Below are 23,273 nucleotides of genomic sequence, written 5' to 3'. Positions count from 1 at the left end.
GATGTTTTTTCTTGCGCAATATGAAAATTTTTCCCAATATTGTGGCAAGGGAGGATTGCATGATCGCAAAACCGCTGCCGGGCAAACGCGGCAAGAAGAGCAAGCGCGTTCGGCTGGAGGACATCGCGGAAGCCTGCGGCGTCTCCTTGAGCACCGCCTCCCGCGCCCTTGCTGGCGAAAAGGGCGTACGCGCGGAAATCCGCCAGAAGGTGCTGGAAGCGGCCAAGAACGCCAACTACGTGATCCCGACGGCGGTCGCCGGTCAGAAGGTCATCGTGGCGGCGTCCAGTGCTGCGATGATCGACTATGTGCGCAATCAGTTCACACACTATGTGCTGGAGGGGCTGAAGGAGCGGGCGCAGGCGTTGGACCTCGAAATCGTCACTCGGCCGATTGCGGATAGAAGCGAAGAGCTGGCCGTGCTTGCCGAGGCAGAGGAGGACGAGCAGGTCGCCGGTCTGCTGTTTCTTACCATCGACGACGAAGGTATGATTGCCGCGACCCGTGGCTTCGAAAAGCCGGTGGTGCTCTTGAACAGCGACGACCCGTTCATGCGGCTATCGAGCGTCACGCCCTGCAACCGATCGAGCGCGCGGCTTGCGACCGATCACCTGATCGAGCTCGGCCACGAGCGCATCCTGTTTCTGATGCGGCCGGGGCGCCGTACGATTGAACGGCGCTACGAGGGCTGGCGCGACGGGCTGCTCGCGAAATGCCTGCCCGCTACCGACGACTTGCTCGTCACCGTCGAGGACTGGCTGCCGGAGCTTGCGATACAGGCGCTGACGCAGCGGATTTCGGAGCGGGGGCTGGATTTCACCGCGGTGCTCGCGGCCGGCGACAGCCTCGCCGTCGGCGCCATGCTCGGCATTCAGCAGAAGGGTTTTTCGGTTCCGGGCGATGTCTCGGTCATGGGTATGGATGATCTGCCGCAGGCAGCCTTTCTCAATCCGCCGCTGACGACGATGCATATTCCGATGCGCGAGATCGGCTCGGTCGCGCTCGACCTTTTGCGCGACACGCTCTCTGGTATCCCGGCGCCGCCGCGTCGCGTCGAACTCGCCTGCCATCTGGTGCTGCGGGCCTCGACGGCACCGCCGCGCGGCGCCTAAGCCCGCGGCGAAGTCGTTACGACAGCCAGGCCGGCAGACGTGCCGGGACGCGGCCCGTGAGCGCCGCTTCAACGCAATCAGCGAGGCTGCCGAAGCGAACGGCGCGGCCGGAGAGACCGGGGCCGTAATGGGCGTACTTTCCGGAATTGGTCATCAGCGCCCGCGTCTTCGTCGGGAACACCGGCTCCGAGATCGAGCACCAGCAGAGGTCGGGCAGCACCTGGATGCCGCTCGCCTCCAGTCGAGCCAGCAGACCTTCTTCCCGTGCTGCGGCGATCGCGTCTCGTCCGGCGGTCACGATCACGGCGACATCGCCATGCCGCTTGCGACCGTCGAAGGCCGCTGCCAGAGCGCGGCATTCTTCCAGCGAGGCATGCGGGCTGCCGATGGCGACGAGCTCGACTTCGGCAGGGCCTTTGTTGAAATGAACCCAGGCCTCGGCCATGTCGGCGCGCGTGATGGCTGTTTGGTCGGCATCCTCAGCCGCGGCACCTTCCGCTTCCGGGGTTACAGCTTCCACATGCAACATGGGGGCTGCGGATGTCGTGCCGAAGGCGGCGCAGAGCGCCTTCAGGTCGTCGCGCGAAGGCTTTGCGGAAGCGAGACCGCGCAGAAGTGGAATGCGGTCGGGCGCGGCCTTGCCGGCGAGGTAGCCGATCAGCGGCCAGAAGGCATCGTCGATACCATCAGGTAGTTCCGCGTCGATGACGCGCTTCGCCCTGCGCGGTTCGTCGAGATAGACGCCCGAGAGGGGCGCGCGGCCGGTCAGCGCGATGCAGAGGTCGAGAAAATCCGGGTGCTTTGCCGTGCGCGCGCCGAGCACAGTGTTGGCGAAAATGACGGCATTGGATTCCGCCCAGGCAATGGATTCGCCCGATTTCGGTGCGCTGTCGAGCAGATAGGGCGAACAGGTGAAGGTCGGGCGACAGCCCATGCGCACATAGGCGTCGGCAAGCTTAGCCGCCGGGTCGCCGAAACTTTCCGGCACGCCCTGCGCCCGCCAGTTGGCGCGGTCGACCGAGATCGCGTTCATCGTCGTCGGCACTCGGACCTTGGCGCCCATGTTCGCCATCTTTTCGGCGAAGGTGAGGTTGGCGGGGCTCGCATAGATGCAGCCGTCGATATGGCCCTGGACCACGTCGATGAGCTTTTCCGCCCCCTGCTGTGCGGCCATCGCGGAAATGATCCGCATCGCTTGCTGCACGGCGATGCCATCGCGGCCGTCGAGCATGGCGCGGTCGTCTTCGGTGAGGTCGAGAGCGGTCACTGCCGGCGGTTCGACCGGGATCGTCAGGCCGTCGGCCTCGATCGTCTTATCGTTGATCCGCGCGGACCTGGCTTGAGCGAGCGTCTTGAAGGCTTCGCGGGAAAGCCTGAGCACCGGCAAGGGTTTGCCAAACATCTCAGCCGCAATCAGTGCGCCGAGCGTCAACACGTCCTCGGCCTCCGAGAACACCAGCGCTGCCGGTGCACGGCCCGTCAGCGCCATATCGAGCAAAACGCCCGAACCGGTACAGGAACCGCGGCTCGACGGCATCATCAGGATGCCGCCGGTGAGACAGATCCCGTGCAGCGGGTGATGCACATCGATCACCACGCCGGTTGCCGGATCGACCCCGCCCCAGAAGCTCAGGGCCTCCTCGGTGGCGATGATGGGGCCATCGGCGGAGCCAGAGAGAATGCTGCGGGCGGAGATCGATTGGGTCATTTTACGACAAATCCATGGGCGAAGGGGTCGCGGTCATCGATGAAGATCGTGTTGATGCCGGTCATGCGGGCCCAGCCGGCGATCGAAGGGATGATGGCGTCGCGGTCGGCAACCTTGGTCGCCGCCTCGACGCGGCCCTTGAACAGCGACCCGATGATCGATTCATGCACGAACTCGTCACCGACCTTCAGCTTGCCCTTGGCGGCAAGCTGCGCCATGCGCGCCGACGTACCGGTGCCGCAGGGAGAGCGGTCGATCGCCTTTTCGCCGTAGAACACGGCGTTGCGCGCATGCGCCTCGGCCTGCGTCGGCTTGCCGGTCCACTGGATGTGGCTCAGACCCTGGATTTCCGGATGCTCCGGATGGACGAACTCGTACTTGGCGTTGAGGGCTGCGCGCAGCTTCGGGCTCCAGCCGACGAGCTCGCCGGCGGTATGATCGGCCATGTCGCGGAAATTCTTCTGCGGCTCGACGATGGCGTAGAAGTTGCCGCCATAGGCGACGTCGACGACGATCTCGCCGAGGCCCTCGACCTCAGCCGTCAGGCCCTCGGCATAGAGGAAGCCCGGCACGTTGGTGAGGCGCACTTCCTCGACGAAGCGGCCTTCCTGGCGATAGGTGATGTCCACCTTGCCGGCCGGCGCGTCGATCGAAAGCTTGCCCGGTTCACGCGGGGTGATCAGCCCGTTCTCGATCGCCATGGTGATGGTGCCGATCGTGCCGTGGCCGCACATCGGCAGGCAGCCGGATGTCTCGATGAAGAGCACCGCGACGTCGCAGTCGGGCCGCGTCGGCGGATAGAGGATCGAGCCGGACATCATGTCGTGGCCGCGCGGCTCGAACATCAGGCCGGTGCGGATCCAGTCGAACTCGCGCAGAAAGTGGGCCCGCTTCTCCAGCATGTTGGCCCCTTCGAGCCGCGGCCCGCCGCCGGAAACGAGGCGGACCGGGTTGCCGCAGGTGTGTCCGTCGATGCAGGAGAAGGTGTGGTTGGCCATGGTCGAAGCCCTATCAGAAACGTTGCGGCGAGAAGGATTGGATGTCGATTGCCGGCCGCTGGCCGGTCAGGAGTTCGGCGACGAGGCGCGCGGTTCCGGCCGATTGCGTCAGGCCGAGATGGCCGTGGCCGAAGGCGTAGATGACGCGCCCCGTGGCGCGGGCGCGGCCGATCGCCGGCAGGCTGTCGGGAAGTGACGGGCGGAAGCCCATCCACTGCACGCCGCCTTCGCTTTTGAAGCCGGGCAGGAAGGTCTGCGCCTTCTTCAGCATCGCATCCGAGCGGCGGAAATTCGGCGGCAGCTTCAGGCCGCCGAGTTCGACGGCGCCGCCGACCCGGATACCGGTCGAAAGCCTTGTGACGACGAAGCCGTGGCCGCCGAATGTGACCTGGGTGCGCAGATCGAAGGCGTCCTGCGGCAGCGTGGTGTTGTATCCGCGCTCGGTTTCGAGCGGGATACGTTCGCCGAGCGTCCGGGCGATCTGGTGCGAGAAGGCGCCGGCGGATAGCACAATCTGGTCTGCACGCCGTGTCTTGCCGGCGGACGTCAGTTCCACGCCACCCTCGACCGGCCGCAATGCCGTAACCTCGGCGCGTTCGATGATGCCGCCCTTGGCGCGGAAGTGGTCCGCGAGCGCGAGGGTATAGAGCTTCGGATCGGCGATCGAGTACCAGCCGGGCGTGAAGGTGCCATGAGTAAAGCGCGGCGCGAGACCGGGCTGGATCTCGGCCATTTCGGCCGCACCCATATGGCGGAATTCGATGCCGTGCTCGGACCGCGCCTTCCAGCCGGGAAGCGACGCCTTCAGTTCGGCTTCGCTTTCATAGACCTGGAGATTGCCTTCCTTGCGCAGCATCGGCAGGGTGCCGGTTGCGGTGAGGAAGGGTTCTAGCTCCGCCTTGGACAGGTCCATGATCGCGGTCTGCGCCGTCGTCGAATGCGCAACGCGGCCCGGCGAGCAGGCGCGCCAGAAGCGGAACATCCACGGGGCGATCTGCACCGCGTAGGCTGGCGGGACGCTCAAGGGCCCAAGCGGGTCGAGCAGCCACTTCGGCGCCTTTTTGAGGATGCCGGGAGAGGCGAGCGGCAGGATGTCGGTAAAGGCGAAGGCCCCGGCATTGCCGGCAGAGGCACCTGCGGCCGGGCCTTCTCGGTCGAGCACGGTGACGGAAAGTCCCCGTGCCTGGGCGGCGATCGCCGCGGAAAGGCCGACAACGCCGGCGCCGATGACGATGACGTCAGGCTGAGCTGCATCCTTCATGATCGGCTCAGTGCGTCGCTGCCAGGAACTTCTGGAGTTCCGGGTCCTTCGGCGCGCCGAAGAGCGCCTCGGGTGCTGCGATTTCCGCCATCACGCCCTTGTGGAAGAAGGCGACGCGGTCGGAAACTTCGCGGGCAAACTTCATTTCGTGTGTGACGCAGATCATCGTCATGCCTTCGGACGCAAGCATGCGCAGCGTGTCGAGCACTTCGCCGACGAGCTGCGGGTCGAGTGCCGAGGTCACTTCGTCAAACAGCATGTATTCCGGCGACATGGCAAGCGCGCGGGCGATCGCCATGCGCTGCTGCTGGCCGCCCGACATGCGGGTGGGATAGACGCCGAGCTTCTCGCCGAGGCCAACGTGCGTGAGCTGCTTGACGGCGTTCTCCTCAGCCTTTTCCTTGGAGAGGCCGAGCACCTTGCGCGGCGCCAGCATGACGTTTTCAAGCACGGTCAGGTGCGGGAAAGCATTGAACTGCTGGAAGACGATGCCGAGCTTGCTGCGCAGCTTGTTGAGGTTTGTTGATTTCGCGTGGACCTCGGTGCCGTCGACGAGGATGCGGCCGGCATCGATCGGCTCGAGACCGTTGATGCAGGTCAGCAGCGTCGATTTGCCGGAACCGGAGCCGCCAATGATGGTCAGCACCTCGCCCTTGTTGACGGTGAGGTCGATGCCTTTGAGAACCTCCAGCGAGCCGAAGGATTTGCGAACGTTCTGGATCTCAATCATTGGACCACCGTTTTTCAAGGTAACCGCCGAGCCGGGCGATTGGGAAGCTGATGAGGAAGTAGATGGCGCCGCAGATCAGAAGGATCAGAAGCGGCTCCTGCAGACGGGTGACGAGCACCTGCGAGGCGCGCAGCAGCTCGATCAGGCCGAGCCAGAGGACAAGTGCCGAGTCCTTCATGACGCCGAGCGTCAGGCCGATCCAGGACGGCAACGAAACGCGGGTCGCAAGCGGCGCCACGATGTAGCGCATGTCCTGCCACCAGGTCATGCCGAGCGAGCGTGCGGCGCGGCGCGTTGTCGGCGGCACCGAGGAGATGCCGCCGCGCACGATCTCGGTGCAATAGGCGGCCGTATAGAGCGACAGCACCACGCAGGATGTCGTGAATGGTGCCCAGCCGAGCTTGGCGATCGCCTGGAAGGCATTGGCAAGCACCAGCTGGATCAGCAGCGGCACCGAACGGAAGATGTCGAGCACGAAGGTGAGCGGGGCGGCCCAATAGGGGCCGACCTGGTTGCGCACGACGCCGAAGCTGATGCCGAGCAACGTGCCCGCTGCGACCGAGACCGCAGTGACGGCAAGCGTCATCAGCGCTCCCTGAAGGAGAAAGCCGAGATCAGCGAGGGTGAGGGCGGTATTGAACATCTCTCACCTCTCCTTAGTAGCGGAACATGCGCGCTGCGAGCAGACGGGCTGCCAGCGTCACGGCCTTGGCGATCAGGTAGTAGATCACTGCGGCGATCGCGAAGAATTCGAAGGTGCGGAACGAGCGGGCGTTCAGTTCCTGGGTGATGCCGGCAAGGTCGGTGTTCATGCCGACGGTAACACCCAGCGAGGTCATCAGGATTGCCCAGACCATCTGGTTGGTAACGGGCAGGAAGGCGATGCGCAGCATCTGCGGCAGCACGATATAGCGGAAGGCCTGCACCGGCGTCATGCCGAGCGAGCGGCCGGCGCGCGTCTGGGTGTCGGGAATGGCCTTGAGGGCGCCGCGGAAGTTTTCCGCGAGATAGCCGGCATTGTTGAAGGCGATCCCGGCGAGCAGCGCCGTATAGGGGCTCAGATGGATGCCGAAATTGCCAAGGCCGAAGTGGGCCATGTAGATCTGGAACAGTGCCGGCGTGTTGCGGGCGATCTCGACCCAAGCGGTCGCAAAGCCGCCGAGAATGCGATTGCCGGACAGGCGGCAGGCCGTCAGCGCCAGCGCCAGTGCCAGGCCGATGACCATCGAGAGCAGAGCCACCTGCAAGGTGACCAGCGCTCCATCGAGCATCTGCGGCAGGGCTTTTAGCGCCTGGTTCCAATGGAAGGTGTAACTGAACATGTTTCGTCTCGCCTCTTCGGAAACGAATAGCGGCGCGAAGCTACACTCCGCGCCGCCAGATGGACGGCCAGATTAGCGGTAAACGCCCTTTGCCGTAAGGTCCGGAAGCTCGCCGCCGACCCACTTTTCGTAGAGTTCTGCGTAGCGGCCGGTGCGGACCTGCTGGTTGATGAAGAGGTTGAGGAAGTTGACGAAGCCGTATTCTTCGCGGTTGGTGAAGAGCGCGACGTAGTCGGTGTCGAACGGAGCCTTGCCGACAACGGCGATGCCCGGGAACTTGCCGGTCTTCACGTTGGCCTGCGCAACGGTCGAGGTCGAAACTGTGGCGTCGATCTGGCCTTGGCTCAGAGCGAGGAAGACGTCGGCCTGGGTCTGGTACGGACGGAACTCGCCGGCGCCCCATTCCTTGACCTGTTTTTCAAGCGCGATGGCTTCGAACGTGCCGGCGGTGGCGCCGACGACCTTGCCCTTCATGTCTTCGAAGGACTTGACGCCCGACTTTTCATTGGCGGTCACGGCCATTTCGAAGGCGAAGTAAGGGATCGTCATGCCAACGGTCTTGGCGCGCTCAAGCGTGTCGGAGGTGGAGGCAACGCCGACGTCGACACGGCCCGACATCAGAGCGGGAATGCGCTCCGGGAACGGGGTCTCGACGATTTCGGCGGTGACGCCGAGGGCCTTGGCAAGGTCGTTGCAGTAGTCGACGTCAAAGCCGATCGGGTTGTTGTTCTCGTCGCGAGAACCCATCGGCGGGAAGTCGAGCACGACCGCGCAACGCAGCGTTCCCGAGCCGATGACGTCATCCAGCTTGTCGGCATGGGCCTGGCTGGTCAGAGCAGCGGCCGCAACGAGGCCGAGCGCAAGCACCGAAGTCTTCATTATCTCTCTCCCTGAAATGAGTGCCGTTTGACGGCTGGGGCACTATTCCGTTTTAGAGAGCGTAAATCAACAGAAAAATACAATTAGTATACAAAAAGTATATCATCATAACGCAGAACGCGCGCAGACATCCCATTTGTTTCGCCAAATGGGATGTCTGCGCAGCGATCTGTCGTGTCTCATACGTGAGAGCGAACTGCGGGCGGCAAGCCGCCCGCCCATTTCCTCTTCCGTTTTAGCCCTGGAAATCCTCGGGCAGCATGGCTTCCGGCATGTTCTGGTAGGCGACCGGCCGCAGGAAGCGGCGTATCGACAGGGTGCCGACGCTGGTCGCGCCGAAGTTGGTCGAGGCCGGGTAGGGGCCGCCATGGACCATGGAATCCACCACCTCGACGCCGGTCGGGAAGCCGTTGACGAGCACGCGGCCGGCCTTGCGCTCGAGGATCGGGCGCAGACGACGGGCGGTTTCGAGGTCGGCCGTATCCATGTGGATCGTCGTGGTCAGTTGCCCCTGGAATCCACGGGCAAGCTGTTCCATCTCGCTGGTCGAGCCGACACGGACGACGAGGCCGAGCGGACCGAAGACCTCTTCGCCGAGCGCATGGTCGGCGAGGAACTGGTCGCCGGTCGTTTCGAACAGGTTCGGCGAGACCGAGCGGCCGGAGGATTCGGTCACGAGCAGTGGCTTCACGGCATTGCGGCTTTCGAAGTGCGCCTGCCCATCGTGATAGGCCTTGGCGATGCCGTCGGTCAGCATCGTCTGCGGCGCCACCTTGCCGAGCGCTTCGACGGCGGCAGCTGTGAAGCGGTCGGCGTCAGCACCTTCGACGACCACGGCGATGCCGGGATTGGTGCAGAACTGGCCGGCGCCCATGGTCAGCGAGCCGGCCCAGCCCTGGCCGAGCGTTTCGGCGCGTGCCTTCAGCGCTTCCGGCAGCAGGAACATCGGGTTGACCGAACCGAGTTCGCCGAAGAACGGGATTGGTTCCGGGCGCGCGGCGCAAAGATTGAAGAGCGCACGGCCACCGGCGAGCGAACCGGTGAAGCCGACGGCCTTGATCAGCGGATGCTGGACCAGCGCTTCGCCGACCTGTCGGTTGCCGCCCTGGATCAGCGAGAATACGCCCGGATGTACGCCCGTCTTGCGGATCGCGGCTTCAACAGCCTGCGCGACGATCTCACCGGTGCCGGGATGGGCCGAGTGGCCCTTGACGACCACGGGGCAACCGCCGGCAAGTGCGGCGGCCGTGTCGCCGCCGGCGGTCGAGAAGGCGAGCGGGAAGTTCGAGGCGCCGAAAACGGCGACCGGGCCGATCGGCCGCTGGATGAGGCGGATCTCCGGACGCGGCGCCGGCTGGCGTTCAGGCAGTGCGGCGTCGAAGCGGCGGTCGAGATATTCGCCCTTCTCGATGTGGTCGGCGAAAAGGCGGAGCTGGCCGGTGGTGCGGCCGCGTTCGCCTTGCAGGCGGGCTTCCGGCAGGCCGGTTTCCTGGCTGCCGATCTCGGTGATCGCCTCGGCACGCGCCTCGATCTCGTCGGCGATCGCGCGCAGGAATGCGGCGCGCTCGGCGCGGGTCGAATAACCGTAGCTCAGGAACGCTTCTTCCGCGGCTTCAGCCGCACGGTTGACCAGCTCCACGGTGCCGGTAGCAAACTGATGGACCGGTCCGTGAGCGGGTGCTGATGCGAAGGTGCCCGCGCCGTCGAGCCATTCGCCGGCGACTAGGTGTTTTCCTTTGGGGGTGAAGGCCATCTGGCGATCCTTTCTCTCGATCCCGGAGTGCCTTTGTGGCAGAGGGGATAATGGCTGAATTGCACTTGTCGGATCTTTGTATACTATATGTATGCATAACATCAATCGCCTGACTGGCTCATCCGGATCAGGCGCAGCATTTGAGAGGGAGAGAGATGAGCGAAACCAACACCCTGACGATTTCAGCACTTTTCGAGCGCGTCGAGGCGATCTTCCTGAAGGCTGGGCTAAACGGCGTTCAGGCAGGCGCACTTGCCCGCGTGATCGTCGCCGGCGAGCGTGACGCCTGTAAATCGCACGGCATTTACCGCATCGAAGGGGCGCTCCGGACAGTCAAGGCCGGCAAGGTGAAGGCGGATGCCGTGCCCGAGCTCGATGCGCAGGAAGGCTCGGCGATCGTCAAGGTGAACGCCAAGGGCGGCTTCGCCAACCCGGCCTTCGAGCTCGGCCTGCCGGTGCTTGCCGAGCGCGCCCGGTCGCTGGGGATTGCTGCGCTCGTCATCAATGATTGCACCCATTTCTCTGCCCTGTGGCCCGAGGTTGAAGGATTGACGGGCGAGGGCCTCGCCGGCCTCGTCATGTGCCCGAGCTACGCGACGGTTGCGCCGACCGGCGGCAACAAGCCGCTGCTCGGTACCAACCCCTTCGCCTTCGGCTGGCCGCGCGAAAACAAGCCGCCTTACGTCTTCGACTTCGCGACCTCGGTCGCGGCCCGCGGCGAGATCGAGCTGCACCGCCGCGCCGGCAAGCCATTGCCTGAGGGCTGGGCGATCGATGCCGAGGGCAACCCGACGACCGATCCGGAAGCGGCCCTTGCCGGCGCCATGCTGCCCTTCGGCGGCCACAAGGGCTCTGCGATCGGCACGATGGTGGAGCTTCTCGCCGGCATCATGATCGGCGACCTGACGAGCCCGGAAGTACTCGACTACCTCGGCACGACGACGCTTGCGCCCTTCCACGGCGAACTGATCGTCGCCTTCTCGCCGGAGAAGTTCGCGGCCGGAAGGCCCGGCAATCCGTTTGCCCGCGCCGAAGTGCTTTTCGAGGCAATCGTTGGCCAGGGCGCCCGCCTGCCGTCGCAGCGCCGTTTCGCGGCGCGCGCCAAGTCTGAGGCCGAAGGCGTCGTCCTCAAAAAATCCGAGATCGAGCAGCTTGACCGGCTGCTTGCCCTCGGGATTGACGCTATCGCGTAGGCCGATACTTACGCGAACTGTACTCTGCTCGACACGCCGTCGAGGTCGTCAGACGAAAAAAGGCCCTCCAACCGGAGGGCCTTTTTCAATTGCGGGCCGATCGAACGATCAGGCCTTGCACTTCTGGACGGCGCCCGGGAGCTTGCTCCATTCGGCGTACCAGCTGTTGAACAGCTTGAACTGGGCTTCGACGTAGCCGCGCTGGCTGTCCGAAAGCACGTCGCTTTCGTTGAAGTGCAGCGTGTATTCCTTGTCGCCCTTCAGCACCATCATGTGCTTGAAGTAGAGAACGAGGTCCGGGCCTTCGTCGAAGGACGAGAGCACGGCGAGCGCCTGTTCCAGTTCCAGTGCGCGCTGGCGGGCGTCGACGTCGCCTTCGGCGGCGGCGCGCGACAGGTTGCACATGTGGATGACTTCCTTCGGCAGCACGCAGCCGATGCCGGTGATGGCGCCGGTCGCGCCGCAGTTGACGAAGCCGTGGAACACAGCCGTGTCGACGCCGATCATCAGCGAGACGCCATCGTCACGGCTGGTGATGTTTTCGGCCGCATAACGCATGTCGGCAGCGCCGCCGAATTCCTTGAAGCCGACGAGGTTCGGATGTTCGGCGCGCAACGCGAAGAACAGGTCGGCGCGGGTGGCAAAGCCGTAATAGGGGCTGTTGTAGATAACGGCCGGCAGGCTCGGGGCGGCCGAAAGAATGGCCTTGAAGTGGTTCTTCTGGGCGGCGACGACCGAACCACGCGACAGCACGCGCGGGATGACCATCAGGCCCTGGGCGCCAACCTTCTCGGCGTGCGCCGCATGGGCGACGGCCGACGCGGTGTTGACGGCGCCGGTGCCGACGATAACCGGGATGCCGGCCTTGACCAGGCGCTCGACGCCTTCCATGCGCTGCGCATCGGTCAAGAGCGGCCAGTCACCCATCGAGCCGCAATAGACGACGGCGGACATGCCCTGAGCGATCAGCTCCTGGCCCTTGCGCACCAGCGCGTCGAAATCGGGGGTGCGGTCTTCCTTGCAGGGGGTCATCAGCGCCGGGATGACGCCGGTGAAAATCTGAGCCTTCATCTGAAACTCCTCTCGGCTTTGTCTTCGGGGCAACGGCGCACGCGCGCCCTTGCCTTTGATCTAGACAATAGCCGTTTGTATTTTATTTGTCGACAAGAAAAATACAAAGATCTCTAAAGGGCGATATCAAGCTTATTATTGCGGGCAAAGAGCTTCTGTACCTGCTCGACGATCTGCTCGGCATGCGCCTTGCCGAGACGGTCCGCCGTCTCAATGTCGCGCGCTGTGATTGCAGCGATGATCGCCGCGTGCTCATCGACGAAGCGCTGCGGGAACTGCTCCTCGTAGGACTGGTAGTAGAGACGCAGGATGCGACGCCCCTCGTCGAGGAGCCGGCGGAACAGGCTGGTGAAATAGGGATTGCGGCCGGCCTCGGCAATCGCCGCATGGAAAGCGGCATTGGTGGCGATCATCGTCAGCGCGTCGCGCGCCTGGACGGCAGCGGCATAGTCCTCGTGGAAGCCGCGAATGATCGTCAGGTCTTCCGGACGGTGGTTCTGTGCCGCAAGCCGTGTGGTGACCCGGTACATCAGCACCAGGGCGTCGAAGAACGGGTTCAAGTTGAGGAAGTCGATGTTCGCTACCATCGTCGAGCGGTTGGGCAGCGTGTCGATCAACCCTTCGCCGGCAAGCCGGACCAGCGCCTCGCGGATCGGCGTGCGCGACATCTTCAGTCGCTCGGCAAGCTGCACTTCGTCGATCGGGCTGCCCGGCGGCAGCACCAGGTCGAGGATCTCGTCGCGCAGGAGGTCATAGACCATCTTCACGCCGGAACCGCGCTTGCGTTCGGGGATGGGGCTGTTGTCGGTGTCGATATCGGTCATCTCGGATTCCTTTGTCGACAAAAGAAATACTTGTCTCTGCCGTCGGGATCAACAGCTTCCGTGACAACGATTGTGCGAGGCTGACATTTCGAATGCACGCAGCTGTTGCTTTTGCCTTCTGTCCGGTAGGGCGCGAACAAGGGAAGATCACAACGCGCGGGCTTTGCGCTTGAGCTTGCGGCACGCAAAACGACCCATGCATTTCCCACATGGGAGCGCTGACTTTTGAGCGCTGCAACTTACCAAGGGCCTGAGTTATAAGGTGTTCATCGAAGCGAAACGAGGCGCCACGGACTGGCTGCCAGGCTTCGAAAGCCCATTGAAAGGGGGATCAAATGAACATCGCACGCTCCATCAACAACTGGCGCAAGTATCGTCAGACGGTCACCGAGCTGGGCCGCATGTCGAACCGGGAACTCCGTGACCTCGGCATCGAACGCGCCGACATCGACCGCGTCGCACGCACGGCCTTCGCCCGCTAAGGCGATCTACACAGACTGAAAATTTGCCAAGCGCCTGCATCCTCCCTGCGGGCGCTTTTGCTTTGTGTGGCTTCCCCGCGAACCGTCAACAATCGAGACACGACCAACGCCGCGCGCCTAGTCGGCGCGGAGAGGACGTCCTTTGCTTGACAGGCCTAACGGCTTCACGTGGAGCAAGCGAGGGGTATGTCGTGGACCGGCGCGCAAATTGGGGCATCTGACCGGACGTTTCTCCCAGGATAGCGGCCATGCCCCTCAGGTCATGGCCGCTGATTGGGAGAAGGAGCGTTCATGATAGGGGATGCCCGATCAGTCGAACTTCACGAGATTGAGCGCCGGGAGAGGGCCGCCGGGGAACTGGACGAGGTGTCCACCGACCGAGATCGCCCCAAGGTCGATGCCGAAGAAGCCGAGCCGGTCGATCAGCGCGCCGACCTCCGTCTTCGATCCGGCCTCATCGCCGGAATAGAACAGGACGCGGCGGCCACCCTCGGCGCGGGGATCGCCCGAAAGCAGATGCGGCTTGAGGTGGTTGAAGGCTTTGACCACGCGGGCGCCGGGCACAAGACCCGTGAACACTTCGCTGGAGAGCCGGCCATTGAGCTCCGCGGGCTTGAACAATGGAGCTTCGATCGGGTTGTTGGCGTCGATGACGATGCGGTCGCCAAAGTCCGGCAGGCCGGCGAGCGCCGCCGGAAGCTTCGACCAGTTGACCGCGACAAGGACGATGTCCTTCGACGCCGCTTCCTCGCGGGTGCCTGCCTCGATGGTCGGGCCGATATCCGCGACGACATCCTTCAGGCTGTCCTGGCCACGACTGTTGGAGAGCGTGGCGCGGATATTGTTGTTGGCGAGTGCCGTTGCGAAGGCGCGCCCGATATTGCCGGCGCCGATAATTCCGATGCTGTTCATGAGAAAAGTCCTTTCAGGATTTGATTGTCTGGAGGCTCAGGCGGTCAGGCCACCGTCAGCGACGATGTCAGCGCCGGTGACGAAAGCTGCATCGTGGCTCGCGAGGAAGGCAACGACGCTGGCGATTTCGGTGGGCTGGCCGTAGCGGCCGATCGCCATGCCAGGACCGACGATGGCGGCCACCGGGCCGTCCGCCGGATTCATGTCGGTATCGGTCGGGCCGGGATGGACCGTGTTGACGGTGATGCCCTTTGGGCCGAGGTCGCGCACAAGACTGCGATTGAAACCGGTGATCGCGCCCTTGGTCAGCGTATAGACCGAGGCGGTCGGGAACGCTGCGTAGCGCGTCATGGACGAGCCGATATGGATGATGCGCCCGCCGGCTTTCATGTTGCGGACTGCTTCCTGGGTGGCGACGAACACCCCCGTCACGTTGACGGCGATCATCCGCTGGTAGTCGTCGAACTGGAAATCCTCGATAGGGGCGTTCACCGCCATACCGGCATTGTTGACGAGGATGTCGATGCCGCCGAAGGTCGAGACGGTCTGAGACACAGCGCCCCGCACCGCCTCCGGGTTGCCGGCGTCAGCTTCAATGGCAAGAGCCTTGCCACCGGCCGCGTTGATGTCGGCGACAACCTGCGCCGCTCTTTCGGGTGAGGCGCTGTAGGTGATGGCGACCGTCGCACCATCGGCGGCGAGTTTCTTCGCGATGGCCGCGCCGATCGAGCGTGAGCCGCCGGTGACGAGGGCGACCTTGCCGGTAAGCGAATGATTGATGTTGGTCATTGTCTTCACTCCGATTGTGTTTCGATGGAGCAAAGATGGCCTGTTTATTTCCTTCCTATTAGCCAGTAATGTCTTGATCTGATTTCAATCAATCATTGAAGGTAATATGGAGACGTTGGCCAACCTCGAGAGCTTTGTCAAAAGCGCGGAAACCTCCAGCTTCTCGGAGGCGGCGCGGCGCATGGCGCTTACGCCTGCCGCCGTCAGCCGCAATGTGGCGATGCTGGAGCGGAACCTCGGTGTTCGCCTGTTCCATCGGTCCACCCGCAAGCTTGTGCTGACCGAAGCCGGCGAACGCTTCCTCCAGTCCATTGGCGGTAATCTTGACGCCCTGCAGGCTGCCATCGCCGATGCTTCATCTGGCGCATCCGAGCCGGCGGGCGTGCTGAAGGTCAGCCTCAGCCCTACCTTCGGCGTCACCCATATCCTGCCGCTGTTGCCCGAACTCCTGCGCCGATACCCGCTGATCCGGCCTGAATGGCACTTCGAGAACCGGCCGGTCGATCTTGTCGCGGAAGGCTATGACGTGGCGATCGGCGGAGGCTTCGACCTGGCGCCGGGTATCGTTGCCCGGACGCTTGCGCCTGCTCATATCATCGCCGTTGCCTCGCCCGCCTACATGGCGGGCCGCGTACCGCCCACCGATCCGGCCGGACTAGGACAGTTCGACGGGGTCGTCATGCGCTCGCTCAGGACCGGACGCGTACGCCATTGGGCGATGCGGAACTCGGCAGGAACAGAGATAATGGCGGTGTTGCCCGAAACAATCGTCGTCAACGACCCGGCGGCGATGCGCGAAGCGGCAAGGTTCGGCCTCGGTGTGGCGATGCTCGCCGTACCCGATGTCCTACCCGAATTGGAAAATGGCAGCCTCGTCCGCCTTCTGCCACATTGGTATTCCGACGCTGGGGCAATTTCGCTCTACTACGCTTCGCGTACTCTCCTGCCTACCAAGACGCGCGCCTTCGTCGATCTGGTCGTGGAGGGGTTCAGACGAGATCGGTTGGCTGAGCGATTTGCTGGAAGCCTGGGCTAACAACCGTTCATCCGCGTTTCTGAAGGAAGAGGCTGAGACGGCATGCAACATCTGTCCGATGGCATAGGGAGTTTTCCACCAAGTCGCCGGGTCCTCCCCCCTCACAGTGCAGAACGCTGATCGCCATGAGCTGCAAGGGATCGATTGTTAAAGCGAACGGCAATTATGCCGGCCGTCAGGCCGACACAGCGACGCATGTATCGCGTTATCGCCGTACGGGCGGCCGGCAACAGTCTCGGCCGAACCGCGAAATTGGCGAGGTGCAGCGAAAGCCAAGTCAAGCGGATTTGGGCGGCTCATCTGCAACGATCGATGCCCTGATTTCGTGAACATTCGGCCATCAGCGACCATGTCAGCTAAGGTTGGAAGCCGACATTCGCAGAGCGATTTTATTCACTTGCCAGATCGTGGCGGCTTCGACCCCTAGCCACTGGTCACTCTGATCGCAGCGCGTCGATTGGCAGTAGCCGTGCGGCCAGGCGGGCGGGATAGTAGCCAAAGACCACACCCACGGCCGCAGCAAAACCGATAGCCAAGAGCACCGGGCTTAAGTCGAAGATAATCGGCCAGCCAGCGAAAGTGCCGATCGCCGTTGCCGCGGCGATCCCAAGGAACACACCAAGGATGCCACCGAAGAGCGAAAGCGTCGCCGCCTCGATGAGAAACTGCGCGAGGATGTCACGCCGGCGTGCGCCGACTGCGAGTCGTATCCCAATCTCCCTGGTTCTCTCTGTCACCGTAACCAGCATAATGTTCATGATCCCGATGCCGCCAACGACCAACGACACGGAGGCGACGGTCGAAAGCAGTAGCGAGAGAACACGTGCGGCCGAGCCCTCGACATCTGCTGCTTCGGCAAGGTTACTCACCATAAAGCTGTCTTCCTGCCCCTTTCTCAAGCGGTGGCGCTGCCAAAGAAGTTCGCGGATAGCCAGCATAGTTTGCTCCGCCGAGGTCCGCTCCGCGAACTTCACAGTGATGTTGTGCACAAGGCTCGGATTTGCCCGGCTCGTTCCAACAAATTGCCGTCGGGCCGTTCTTAACGGCACCAACGCGACGTCGTCCTGATCGTCACCCCAAACACTTTGTCCCTTTCGTTCGAGCAGGCCGACCACGACGAACGGCACATCGCGTATGCGGATTGTCGCGCCGAGTGGATCCTTATCGGCGAACAGCTTTTCCCGCATCGTCGTTCCGAGCAGCGCAACATTGGTGGCGCGCTTGTTGTCCTCCGGGGTCATCTCCCGCCCCGCAATAACCCGCCATTCCCGTGCAGCGAAATACTCTGGCGTGATGCCGCGAAGCACACCCTGCCAATTGTCAGCGCCGATCGTAAACTGTACCCGCGCGTGTAGGAGCGGCGCTGCGACTATCACGCCGGGCAGCTCTGAGCCTATCGCCAGCGCATCTTCTTCGCTCAATCGCGGCGCCGCGCCGCTGCCGAGCCGTACGCCGCCCATCCTTGCGCTGCCCGCATTGATACTGATGAGATTGGAGCCGAGGCTGCGAATCCGCGACTCGATGCGCTCCTGCGCGCCGCTGCCGACGGCGATCATCACCACAACGGCAGCAACGCCGATCACGATGCCGAGTATCGTCAGCGAGCTACGCAGCGGATGCGAGCGCAACGATCGAAACGCTGTTCTGATGCTACTAGCCATTGTCGCCTGCCAACAAAAAAGCCCGACGAGCACCTGACTGCTGCTCACCACGATTAACCGGCCTGTCGTCCAGCACGTGTCCATCGCGAAATACTACGATGCGGTCGGCATGGGCAGCGACTTCCGGCTCATGGGTGACCATCACGATAGTCAGACCCTCGGCATTCAGACGGCGGAAGATCGCCATGATCTCCTGCCCTGTGCTGCTGTCGAGTGCGCCAGTCGGTTCGTCAGCGAGCAGAAGCAGAGGCCCCGACACCAATGCTCGTGCTATCGCGACGCGCTGCTGTTGCCCACCGGAAAGTTGCGTCGGCATATATTCGGCGCGCTCCGCCAGCCCGAACCTGTCCAGCATCGCAAGCGCGCGGCGCCGTCGCTCGCCTGTCGCCATGCGGCGATAGAGAAGGGGCAGTTCCACATTCTCGAGAGCGCTGGCGCGTGGCAACAAATTGAAGGACTGGAATACGAAACCGATCTTTCGATTGCGGATCGCCGCCTGTTCATCGTGATGGAGGCCGCTGACGTCCCTTCCGTCGAGCCGGTATCGGCCCTCGTTGGGACTGTCGAGGCAGCCGAGAATGTTCATGAACGTGGACTTGCCTGAGCCAGACGGCCCCATGATCGCGACAAATTCGCCACGCCGCACCTTGAGGGTTACGTTGTTCAGAGCCCAGACCAGTCGTCCTCCGACACGGTAACCCCGACGCAATTCCTCGGCCTCTATCAGGAAGCTGTCTGGCATCTCATTGCAACCGAAACTTGATGAGCACCGAGGAAGTGTCATCGTCACGACTGGCTGCGGCCTCGTATCCGGTGATCACCCGGTCACCTTCGCTGAGATCCCCTACCAGCACCTCTGTCGTGCGGCCATCTGTGACCCCGAGGCGGAGCGAAACCGCTCGTGGCATCGCATCGGATCCCAATACAAATACCTGGCCGCCCGTATTCCCACCGCTTGCGACGGGGTCTTCTGAAGTTGTCTGCCCAGCGACGGCGGCGGCCTTCCCAAGCTCACTACTTGGCCGGAAGCGCAGCGCGGCATTAGGCACCTTCAGCACATTTTCCCGTCTGGCCACGACGACGTTGAGATTTGCGGTCATGCCAGGTAACAGCAGCTCGTCGGGGTTCCGGGTGCTGATGACAGCGATGTAGGTAACCACGTTCTGCACGATCTGCGGGGCCTTGCGGATTTGTTTGACAGTGCCGATAAAAGAGCGGTCCTGATAGGCGTCGACCGTGAATGTCACAGGCTGCCCGACAGCAAATCGGCTGATATCGGCCTCGACCACGGAAGCCTCCACCTGCATTTGGGTGAGGTCCTTGGCGATGGTGAAGAGGATCGGTGTCTGTAGGCTTGCGGCCAAGGTCTGGCCGCCGCTGACAGCGCGATTGACGACGGTACCGGTGACTGGCGCCCGTATATAGGTGCGGTCGAGATCGATCTGGGCCTGGCGAAGCACTGCTTCCTTCTGTTTGACCTCGGCCACTGTGTTGGCGAGTTGTGCTTCGGCCATGTTCAGCGACGCTCGCGCCCCCCGAACCGTTGCGGCCTGCGAGAGTTCTTCCGCGCGGGCGGCACCTGCCTGCGCTTCGGCAGACTTATAGATGGTGTTGTCGCGCTCCCATTCACCCGCCGCAATAACCTTGCGTTCGGCCAACGGCCGTTTGCGATTGAGTTCCCGCTCGGCGCCGTCAAGCTCCACCTGAGCCCGCGTCGTCTGCGCCGCGGCCGAATGGTGTTTGGCGTTGGCGGTGTCAAGCTCCGCTCGAACCCTGTCGATCTGCGCTCGCTGTATTGCAACCTGTGTCCGCGCCATATCCAACTCGGCCTCGGCTTGAGCCAGTCTGGCCTCGTAGATCTCCGGATCCACCCGAGCGATGACCTGCCCCTCTGTCACGCGCGAGTTGAAATCGGCGAAAAGCTCCTTGATCCGCCCGGAGAGTTGAGAGCCGACCTCCACCAAAACCAGTGCATTGAGCGTGCCGGCCGCTTGAAGCGACGTTACGACATCTCCGCGCTCCACATTTTGCGTCAGATAGGCAGGGGTTTTGCTCCTGTCCGATGCCACCTTCAACGAAGCTGTCAGATCGCTGAAGGCTGATGAAATCTGGTGGAAAATGGCGAATGGAGACGACACCAAAGTGTGGTCAGGCATCGCTGTCGCACCGATTATCACCATCGCAAATAGAAGGGTGCGCATCATGACTTGCCCCGTCTGGAGCCGGGAGCGGGTGCTCCCGGCTCACACTCTGGCTCAGAAACGGCCCGGAGGCGGTCACCTCGCCGGCTTTCGACCGACACGGCTCTCTCCCCCGGCATCGTTCCGAGTGATTTACGTCTGTGCTATTGCTTCTTGCACTGGCCCGTATTGCCGGTGCACGCTTCCTCAGTCTTGTTGCCGATATTGCCCTGGCCGGAAGCCTCCTCCTGCGTGGCCGTTCCATTGGCATTGCCATTCACATCCTTGGTCGTCTCGTTGCAGACGCAATCCGGCGTCGAACCGGTCTTCGTGCAGGAGGCAACACCAGCCGCGCCGCAAAAGTCGGTGCACTGGTCTGCCGATACGCCGGGACACAGGTTCTGCGCTTGAGCGCTTCCGGTATCGAACAACGTGATTGCTCCAAGGAATGCTGCGACCGAGGTTGCAACCAATATATGATGTCTAGGCATGTCCTCCTCCTCTGTTAGCCAGAGTGGGATTGCATTGGCGCTGGAAAAAGGTCACCTCTGGCGCTGGCCTCCGCGCGAGAACCGCCGCTCCTCTCGGAACCGGCTGATGTCTATTGCGTGGACTGTTGGTCACGACTGAGACGCAGGATTGCTCAACTATGCGCCTTGCAAGGTTCGACCGAGCACGTGAGTTCCGGCAGCCCGTCATAAGAAGGCTGGATGGAAAGGAGGCCGCCCTTCCTGGTGCGTAACATACGCCCCCCTCTCCGGCCGCCACTTCTCCACGGTCGGAAGCAAGCATGTACTCCCGATTGTGCTTTAAACAAAGAAACTTATACTATAGATAAAGCTAATTCAATTAACGCTTAATAAATAGACATAGCTCGATTGGGTTAATATTGGACTCTTGCGTGAAAATGTCGACGGCGTGACGACGCTTGATGTGAAACGTTGCTTGGAGGAGGGCGGCGATGACGGTGTGCGCGACGATCGACTTCCGCGGATGATCCGGTATTGGATCTAGCGATTAGTCCACGTCCGCTTCGGCCGGCTTGGAAAATTCGCACGGCGAGAGTTTACGAGGCCAGCGCCCGGCTGCTGATATGATGAAAGACACCGGCAATTGTGCGGCGGACGCGGGAGTTGAAACCTTCGACCGAATTGACATGAACGGCGTCACGAACGTATTCGCGGCTGGAATGCTTCACGGTTTCATGCCTGGCATAGTTCTCGCCAAGGGCCATGAACGCTGTCGCCTCATCGCTCATCAAATAGGCGTCGGGGTCGATCTGCGCTTCGGCGGCGCGCGCCGCTGCACGGAGCGAAAGACCGGTCACCACCGCAGCACGCGCGTCACCGGCCGGAGTGCCGGGTGTGACGTCATCTGGTCGCTGCACGATCACCATGACAGGCGTCTTCTGGGTATTCGGTAGACCTTTTCGGCCGCGTCCAGGTGGTGGATCGTCCGGATTTATTCTTGCTCGCCCACCGAGATAAAAATGGTCGATCTCCACCGTGCCATCGAGCATGTGTTCGCGCGCTGCCATGAGACGCAGCGCGTGTCCCATCCGCCAGGCCGTCGGTTGGCTCACGCCCAGAGTCTCGGCCAGGCGCACCGAGGCCAAACCTTTATCCGACTGCAGCATTAGCCACATGCCCTTCAGCCAGACACTCAAAGGAAGCTTTGTGGAATGCAGCGGCGTGTGTGTCGTCACCGTAAACTGGAACCGACAATCACCGCTGGAGCACTGATAGAGACCCGGACGCGCACGTCGCTTGCCGATATCGCGCCCGGCGATCGCAATCGGGCAAACTCTCCCAGCCGGCCACACCATGCGGCGAGACGGTCAAACGCGGCGAGGCGGCGGAGAGCTGGATTACGAGCCATGTCGTGGATGCCGCATCGATCGCGGTGTCACGCAGGCTCCGCCGGGCGAAGACCGACCGCATCGATGGGGAGACACTGGTTCGCACGCTGATGGCGTGGATGCGGGGTGAGCCTCGGGTCTGCTCGATGGTCCGCGTACCGACGGTTGACGATGAGGATCGCCGCAGGATCGGCCGGGAGCGCAAAGCCCTGATCGAGGAGCGCAAAAGGCACGTCAACCGGATCAAAGGACTGCTCTTCAGTATCGGCGTCCGCGGCTATGAGCCGGCGCGTCGCGACCGGCGCGAACGCCTGGAAGAACTGCGGACCGGGGATGGCCGGCCGCTGCCCGCCCATCTCAAGGCGCAGCTGTGTCGTGAACTCGATCGGCTCGCATTGGTGGATGAGCAGATCAAGTCTGTCGAGACCGAGCGCGATGCCCTGTCTGCCGATGCCCAGTCTGTCGAGGTGGATCGTCCCGCGCTGCAGACGACGCTCAAGGCCATCAAAGGCATTGGCGCGGAGTTCGCCAATACCCTGGCAAGCGGGGGATTGTTCCGCCAGTTCGACAACCGGCGCCAGATTGCAGCCTATGCAGGGCTCGCCCCCTCGCCGTGGCGAAGCGGCTCAATCGATCGCGAGCAAGGGGTCTCGAAAGCAGGTAATCCGAGGCTACGGACGATGATGATCCAACTGGCCTGGCTCTGGCTGCGCCATCAGTCGGAATCGGCCTTGACGCGCTGGTTCCATGAGCGGATCGCGCGGCAAGAAGGTTGCGATCGTTGCGCTGGCGCGCAAGCTGCTCGTAGCCTTATGGAAATATGCCACCAGCGGTGTCGTGATCGAAGGAGCCGTTATGGCCAAGGCCTGATCGCCGATCGTTAATCACCCCCATCCTTGGAGCCTGAACGGCCCCGACGGATCCAGGCGAACGGACCGAAGCCCGCCATGGCTTCCATCGCCGCCCAAAAGAATGGTGCCGTTCTCCTGAGCCCCCGAACGCGGGATTATGGTGCAGCCGTCCCGAGCGGCGACCGGATATGAGGTGGTACAGGTCAGGCATGGCTTGCCGGTACTGGGAGTGGGCGCAGCTGGATACCGTCAACGACAGAATGGCCTTCGAGAATGGTGACGCCAACCCTTGACTTGAAACTCATCATATGAGGGCGGGTTGAACTCGAAGCTCCACACCGTTTGCGACGGTGATGGACGGCCGATCATCCTGCTCCTATCGGAAGGCCAGATGAGCGACCACAAAGGCGCCCGTCTCGTCCTCGACGCCTTGCCGCCGGCCTCTCATCTGATCGCCGACCGCGGCTACGACAGCGCCTGGTTCCGCGAGGAACTGGAAGCACGAGGCCTCGAGCCGTGCATCCCCTCGAGCCGAAGCCGCAAAGTCCCATACGCCTACGACACGGCCCTTTACCGTCAGCGCCACAAGGTCGAGAACCTGTTCGCAAAACTCAAGGACTGGCGCCGCATCGCAACTCGCTACGACCGATGCG

21 protein-coding genes and 2 pseudogenes are annotated in these 23,273 nt (G+C 62.9%); 6 read left to right on the top strand and 17 right to left on the bottom strand.

Annotated features, from left to right (window positions below; all coding sequences use genetic code 11):
• The first annotated feature begins 59 nt into the window (after positions 1-59).
• Positions 60-1,112, top strand: a complete 1,053-nt coding sequence (locus BLU35_RS12970; RefSeq protein ID WP_093233317.1) for a LacI family DNA-binding transcriptional regulator — start codon at positions 60-62, stop codon at positions 1,110-1,112.
• A gap of 16 nt (positions 1,113-1,128) precedes the next feature.
• Here BLU35_RS12970 and lhpI read toward each other — a convergent pair whose 3' ends face one another.
• From lhpI to BLU35_RS12930, 8 genes are all read right to left on the bottom strand, one after another.
• Positions 1,129-2,820 (bottom strand): cis-3-hydroxy-L-proline dehydratase, encoded by a 1,692-nt coding sequence (gene lhpI / locus BLU35_RS12965; protein WP_093233316.1) that lies wholly within the window; start codon positions 2,818-2,820, stop codon positions 1,129-1,131.
• Positions 2,817-3,818, bottom strand: a complete 1,002-nt coding sequence (locus BLU35_RS12960) for a 4-hydroxyproline epimerase (RefSeq protein ID WP_058322800.1) — start codon at positions 3,816-3,818, stop codon at positions 2,817-2,819. The genes lhpI and BLU35_RS12960 overlap by 4 nt, the downstream gene beginning before the upstream one ends.
• Before the next feature lie 13 nt (positions 3,819-3,831).
• Positions 3,832-5,079 carry an NAD(P)/FAD-dependent oxidoreductase gene (locus BLU35_RS12955; protein ID WP_093233315.1) on the bottom strand — a complete coding sequence of 416 codons (1,248 nt, stop codon included), beginning with the start codon at positions 5,077-5,079 and terminating at the stop codon, positions 3,832-3,834.
• 7 nt (positions 5,080-5,086) lie between these two features.
• Positions 5,087-5,809, bottom strand: coding sequence for an amino acid ABC transporter ATP-binding protein (locus BLU35_RS12950; protein ID WP_034798411.1), 723 nt, complete (start codon positions 5,807-5,809; stop codon positions 5,087-5,089).
• Entirely contained in the window at positions 5,802-6,452 is a 651-nt protein-coding gene (locus BLU35_RS12945; protein WP_093233314.1) for an amino acid ABC transporter permease, read from the bottom strand. Before BLU35_RS12945 ends, BLU35_RS12950 begins: the two co-directional genes overlap by 8 nt.
• 13 nt (positions 6,453-6,465) lie before the next feature.
• Positions 6,466-7,131, bottom strand: coding sequence for an amino acid ABC transporter permease (locus BLU35_RS12940; RefSeq protein WP_057251921.1), 666 nt, complete (start codon positions 7,129-7,131; stop codon positions 6,466-6,468).
• 72 nt (positions 7,132-7,203) lie between these two features.
• On the bottom strand, positions 7,204-8,010 hold the full coding sequence (locus BLU35_RS12935; protein ID WP_057251920.1) for an ABC transporter substrate-binding protein: 807 nt from the start codon (positions 8,008-8,010) through the stop codon (positions 7,204-7,206).
• A 235-nt stretch (positions 8,011-8,245) separates the two neighbouring features.
• Positions 8,246-9,763: an aldehyde dehydrogenase (NADP(+)) gene (locus BLU35_RS12930; RefSeq protein WP_093233313.1), complete on the bottom strand. Its 1,518-nt coding sequence runs from the start codon at positions 9,761-9,763 to the stop codon at positions 8,246-8,248.
• 155 nt (positions 9,764-9,918) lie between these two features.
• Here BLU35_RS12930 and BLU35_RS12925 point away from each other — a divergent pair, with 155 nt between their 5' ends.
• Positions 9,919-10,956 (top strand): Ldh family oxidoreductase, encoded by a 1,038-nt coding sequence (locus BLU35_RS12925; RefSeq protein ID WP_093233312.1) that lies wholly within the window; start codon positions 9,919-9,921, stop codon positions 10,954-10,956.
• A 108-nt stretch (positions 10,957-11,064) separates the two neighbouring features.
• Here BLU35_RS12925 and BLU35_RS12920 read toward each other — a convergent pair whose 3' ends face one another.
• Complete coding sequence (locus BLU35_RS12920; protein ID WP_093233311.1) at positions 11,065-12,027, bottom strand: dihydrodipicolinate synthase family protein; 963 nt, start codon at positions 12,025-12,027, stop codon at positions 11,065-11,067.
• Positions 12,028-12,140: 113 nt separating this feature from the next.
• Positions 12,141-12,851 carry a GntR family transcriptional regulator gene (locus tag BLU35_RS12915; RefSeq protein WP_093233435.1) on the bottom strand — a complete coding sequence of 237 codons (711 nt, stop codon included), beginning with the start codon at positions 12,849-12,851 and terminating at the stop codon, positions 12,141-12,143.
• 335 nt (positions 12,852-13,186) lie between these two features.
• On the opposite strand from BLU35_RS12915, the gene BLU35_RS12910 reads away from it, so the two are divergent.
• Positions 13,187-13,333, top strand: a complete 147-nt coding sequence (locus tag BLU35_RS12910; protein WP_064817045.1) for a DUF1127 domain-containing protein — start codon at positions 13,187-13,189, stop codon at positions 13,331-13,333.
• Between the two features lie 309 nt (positions 13,334-13,642).
• On the opposite strand, the gene BLU35_RS12905 is transcribed toward BLU35_RS12910, so the two are convergent.
• Positions 13,643-14,245, bottom strand: coding sequence for an NADPH-dependent F420 reductase (locus tag BLU35_RS12905; RefSeq protein WP_093233310.1), 603 nt, complete (start codon positions 14,243-14,245; stop codon positions 13,643-13,645).
• A 36-nt stretch (positions 14,246-14,281) separates the two neighbouring features.
• A complete protein-coding gene (locus tag BLU35_RS12900; protein WP_093233309.1) occupies positions 14,282-15,034 on the bottom strand; it encodes a 3-oxoacyl-ACP reductase family protein in 753 nt (250 codons plus the stop codon).
• 106 nt (positions 15,035-15,140) lie between these two features.
• On the opposite strand from BLU35_RS12900, the gene BLU35_RS12895 reads away from it, so the two are divergent.
• Entirely contained in the window at positions 15,141-16,070 is a 930-nt protein-coding gene (locus BLU35_RS12895) for a LysR family transcriptional regulator (protein WP_093233308.1), read from the top strand.
• Positions 16,071-16,504: 434 nt separating this feature from the next.
• Here the strand turns inward: BLU35_RS12895 and BLU35_RS12890 are convergent, their stop codons facing one another.
• The 5 genes and pseudogenes from BLU35_RS12890 to BLU35_RS12870 all read right to left on the bottom strand — a co-directional run.
• On the bottom strand, positions 16,505-17,731 hold the full coding sequence (locus BLU35_RS12890; protein WP_093233307.1) for an ABC transporter permease: 1,227 nt from the start codon (positions 17,729-17,731) through the stop codon (positions 16,505-16,507).
• Complete coding sequence (locus BLU35_RS12885) at positions 17,724-18,515, bottom strand: ABC transporter ATP-binding protein (protein ID WP_286161520.1); 792 nt, start codon at positions 18,513-18,515, stop codon at positions 17,724-17,726. Before BLU35_RS12885 ends, BLU35_RS12890 begins: the two co-directional genes overlap by 8 nt.
• Positions 18,475-19,935, bottom strand: a complete 1,461-nt coding sequence (locus tag BLU35_RS12880; RefSeq protein ID WP_093233305.1) for an efflux RND transporter periplasmic adaptor subunit — start codon at positions 19,933-19,935, stop codon at positions 18,475-18,477. The genes BLU35_RS12885 and BLU35_RS12880 overlap by 41 nt, the downstream gene beginning before the upstream one ends.
• 140 nt (positions 19,936-20,075) lie before the next feature.
• The gene (locus BLU35_RS12875) at positions 20,076-20,402 is read right to left on the bottom strand and encodes a hypothetical protein (RefSeq protein ID WP_143032924.1); all 327 of its coding nucleotides are present in this window, start codon (positions 20,400-20,402) and stop codon (positions 20,076-20,078) included.
• A 596-nt stretch (positions 20,403-20,998) separates the two neighbouring features.
• Positions 20,999-21,736 (bottom strand): annotated as a pseudogene (locus tag BLU35_RS12870) (IS1595 family transposase); the annotation flags it as partial.
• 56 nt (positions 21,737-21,792) lie between these two features.
• On the opposite strand from BLU35_RS12870, the gene BLU35_RS12865 reads away from it, so the two are divergent.
• Both BLU35_RS12865 and BLU35_RS12860 read left to right on the top strand, forming a co-directional pair.
• Positions 21,793-22,653 (top strand): IS110 family RNA-guided transposase, encoded by an 861-nt coding sequence (locus BLU35_RS12865; RefSeq protein ID WP_286161518.1) that lies wholly within the window; start codon positions 21,793-21,795, stop codon positions 22,651-22,653.
• 277 nt (positions 22,654-22,930) lie between these two features.
• Positions 22,931-23,273, top strand: a pseudogene (locus BLU35_RS12860) (IS5 family transposase); the annotation flags it as partial.

The sequence above is a fragment of the Sinorhizobium sp. NFACC03 genome (assembly GCF_900103435.1).
Lineage (GTDB): Bacteria > Pseudomonadota > Alphaproteobacteria > Rhizobiales > Rhizobiaceae > Ensifer.
The sequence above is the reverse complement of the archived record's forward strand: the minus strand, read 5'-3'. Positions and strand labels throughout refer to the sequence as shown.

Coding starts and splice junctions, on each gene's coding strand:
- BLU35_RS12950 (WP_034798411.1), bottom strand. CDS start 5,809: ATGATTGAGATCCAGAACGTTCGCAAATCCTTCGGCTCGCTGGAGGTT.
- BLU35_RS12890 (WP_093233307.1), bottom strand. CDS start 17,731: ATGGCTAGTAGCATCAGAACAGCGTTTCGATCGTTGCGCTCGCATCCG.
- BLU35_RS12905 (WP_093233310.1), bottom strand. CDS start 14,245: ATGAACAGCATCGGAATTATCGGCGCCGGCAATATCGGGCGCGCCTTC.
- BLU35_RS12935 (WP_057251920.1), bottom strand. CDS start 8,010: ATGAAGACTTCGGTGCTTGCGCTCGGCCTCGTTGCGGCCGCTGCTCTG.
- BLU35_RS12960 (WP_058322800.1), bottom strand. CDS start 3,818: ATGGCCAACCACACCTTCTCCTGCATCGACGGACACACCTGCGGCAAC.
- BLU35_RS12885 (WP_286161520.1), bottom strand. CDS start 18,515: ATGACACTTCCTCGGTGCTCATCAAGTTTCGGTTGCAATGAGATGCCA.
- BLU35_RS12900 (WP_093233309.1), bottom strand. CDS start 15,034: ATGACCAACATCAATCATTCGCTTACCGGCAAGGTCGCCCTCGTCACC.
- BLU35_RS12915 (WP_093233435.1), bottom strand. CDS start 12,851: ATGACCGATATCGACACCGACAACAGCCCCATCCCCGAACGCAAGCGC.
- BLU35_RS12970 (WP_093233317.1), top strand. CDS start 60: ATGATCGCAAAACCGCTGCCGGGCAAACGCGGCAAGAAGAGCAAGCGC.
- BLU35_RS12920 (WP_093233311.1), bottom strand. CDS start 12,027: ATGAAGGCTCAGATTTTCACCGGCGTCATCCCGGCGCTGATGACCCCC.
- BLU35_RS12910 (WP_064817045.1), top strand. CDS start 13,187: ATGAACATCGCACGCTCCATCAACAACTGGCGCAAGTATCGTCAGACG.
- BLU35_RS12945 (WP_093233314.1), bottom strand. CDS start 6,452: ATGTTCAATACCGCCCTCACCCTCGCTGATCTCGGCTTTCTCCTTCAG.
- BLU35_RS12875 (WP_143032924.1), bottom strand. CDS start 20,402: ATGCCTAGACATCATATATTGGTTGCAACCTCGGTCGCAGCATTCCTT.
- BLU35_RS12880 (WP_093233305.1), bottom strand. CDS start 19,935: ATGATGCGCACCCTTCTATTTGCGATGGTGATAATCGGTGCGACAGCG.
- BLU35_RS12925 (WP_093233312.1), top strand. CDS start 9,919: ATGAGCGAAACCAACACCCTGACGATTTCAGCACTTTTCGAGCGCGTC.
- BLU35_RS12930 (WP_093233313.1), bottom strand. CDS start 9,763: ATGGCCTTCACCCCCAAAGGAAAACACCTAGTCGCCGGCGAATGGCTC.
- BLU35_RS12955 (WP_093233315.1), bottom strand. CDS start 5,079: ATGAAGGATGCAGCTCAGCCTGACGTCATCGTCATCGGCGCCGGCGTT.
- BLU35_RS12940 (WP_057251921.1), bottom strand. CDS start 7,131: ATGTTCAGTTACACCTTCCATTGGAACCAGGCGCTAAAAGCCCTGCCG.
- lhpI (WP_093233316.1), bottom strand. CDS start 2,820: ATGACCCAATCGATCTCCGCCCGCAGCATTCTCTCTGGCTCCGCCGAT.
- BLU35_RS12895 (WP_093233308.1), top strand. CDS start 15,141: ATGGAGACGTTGGCCAACCTCGAGAGCTTTGTCAAAAGCGCGGAAACC.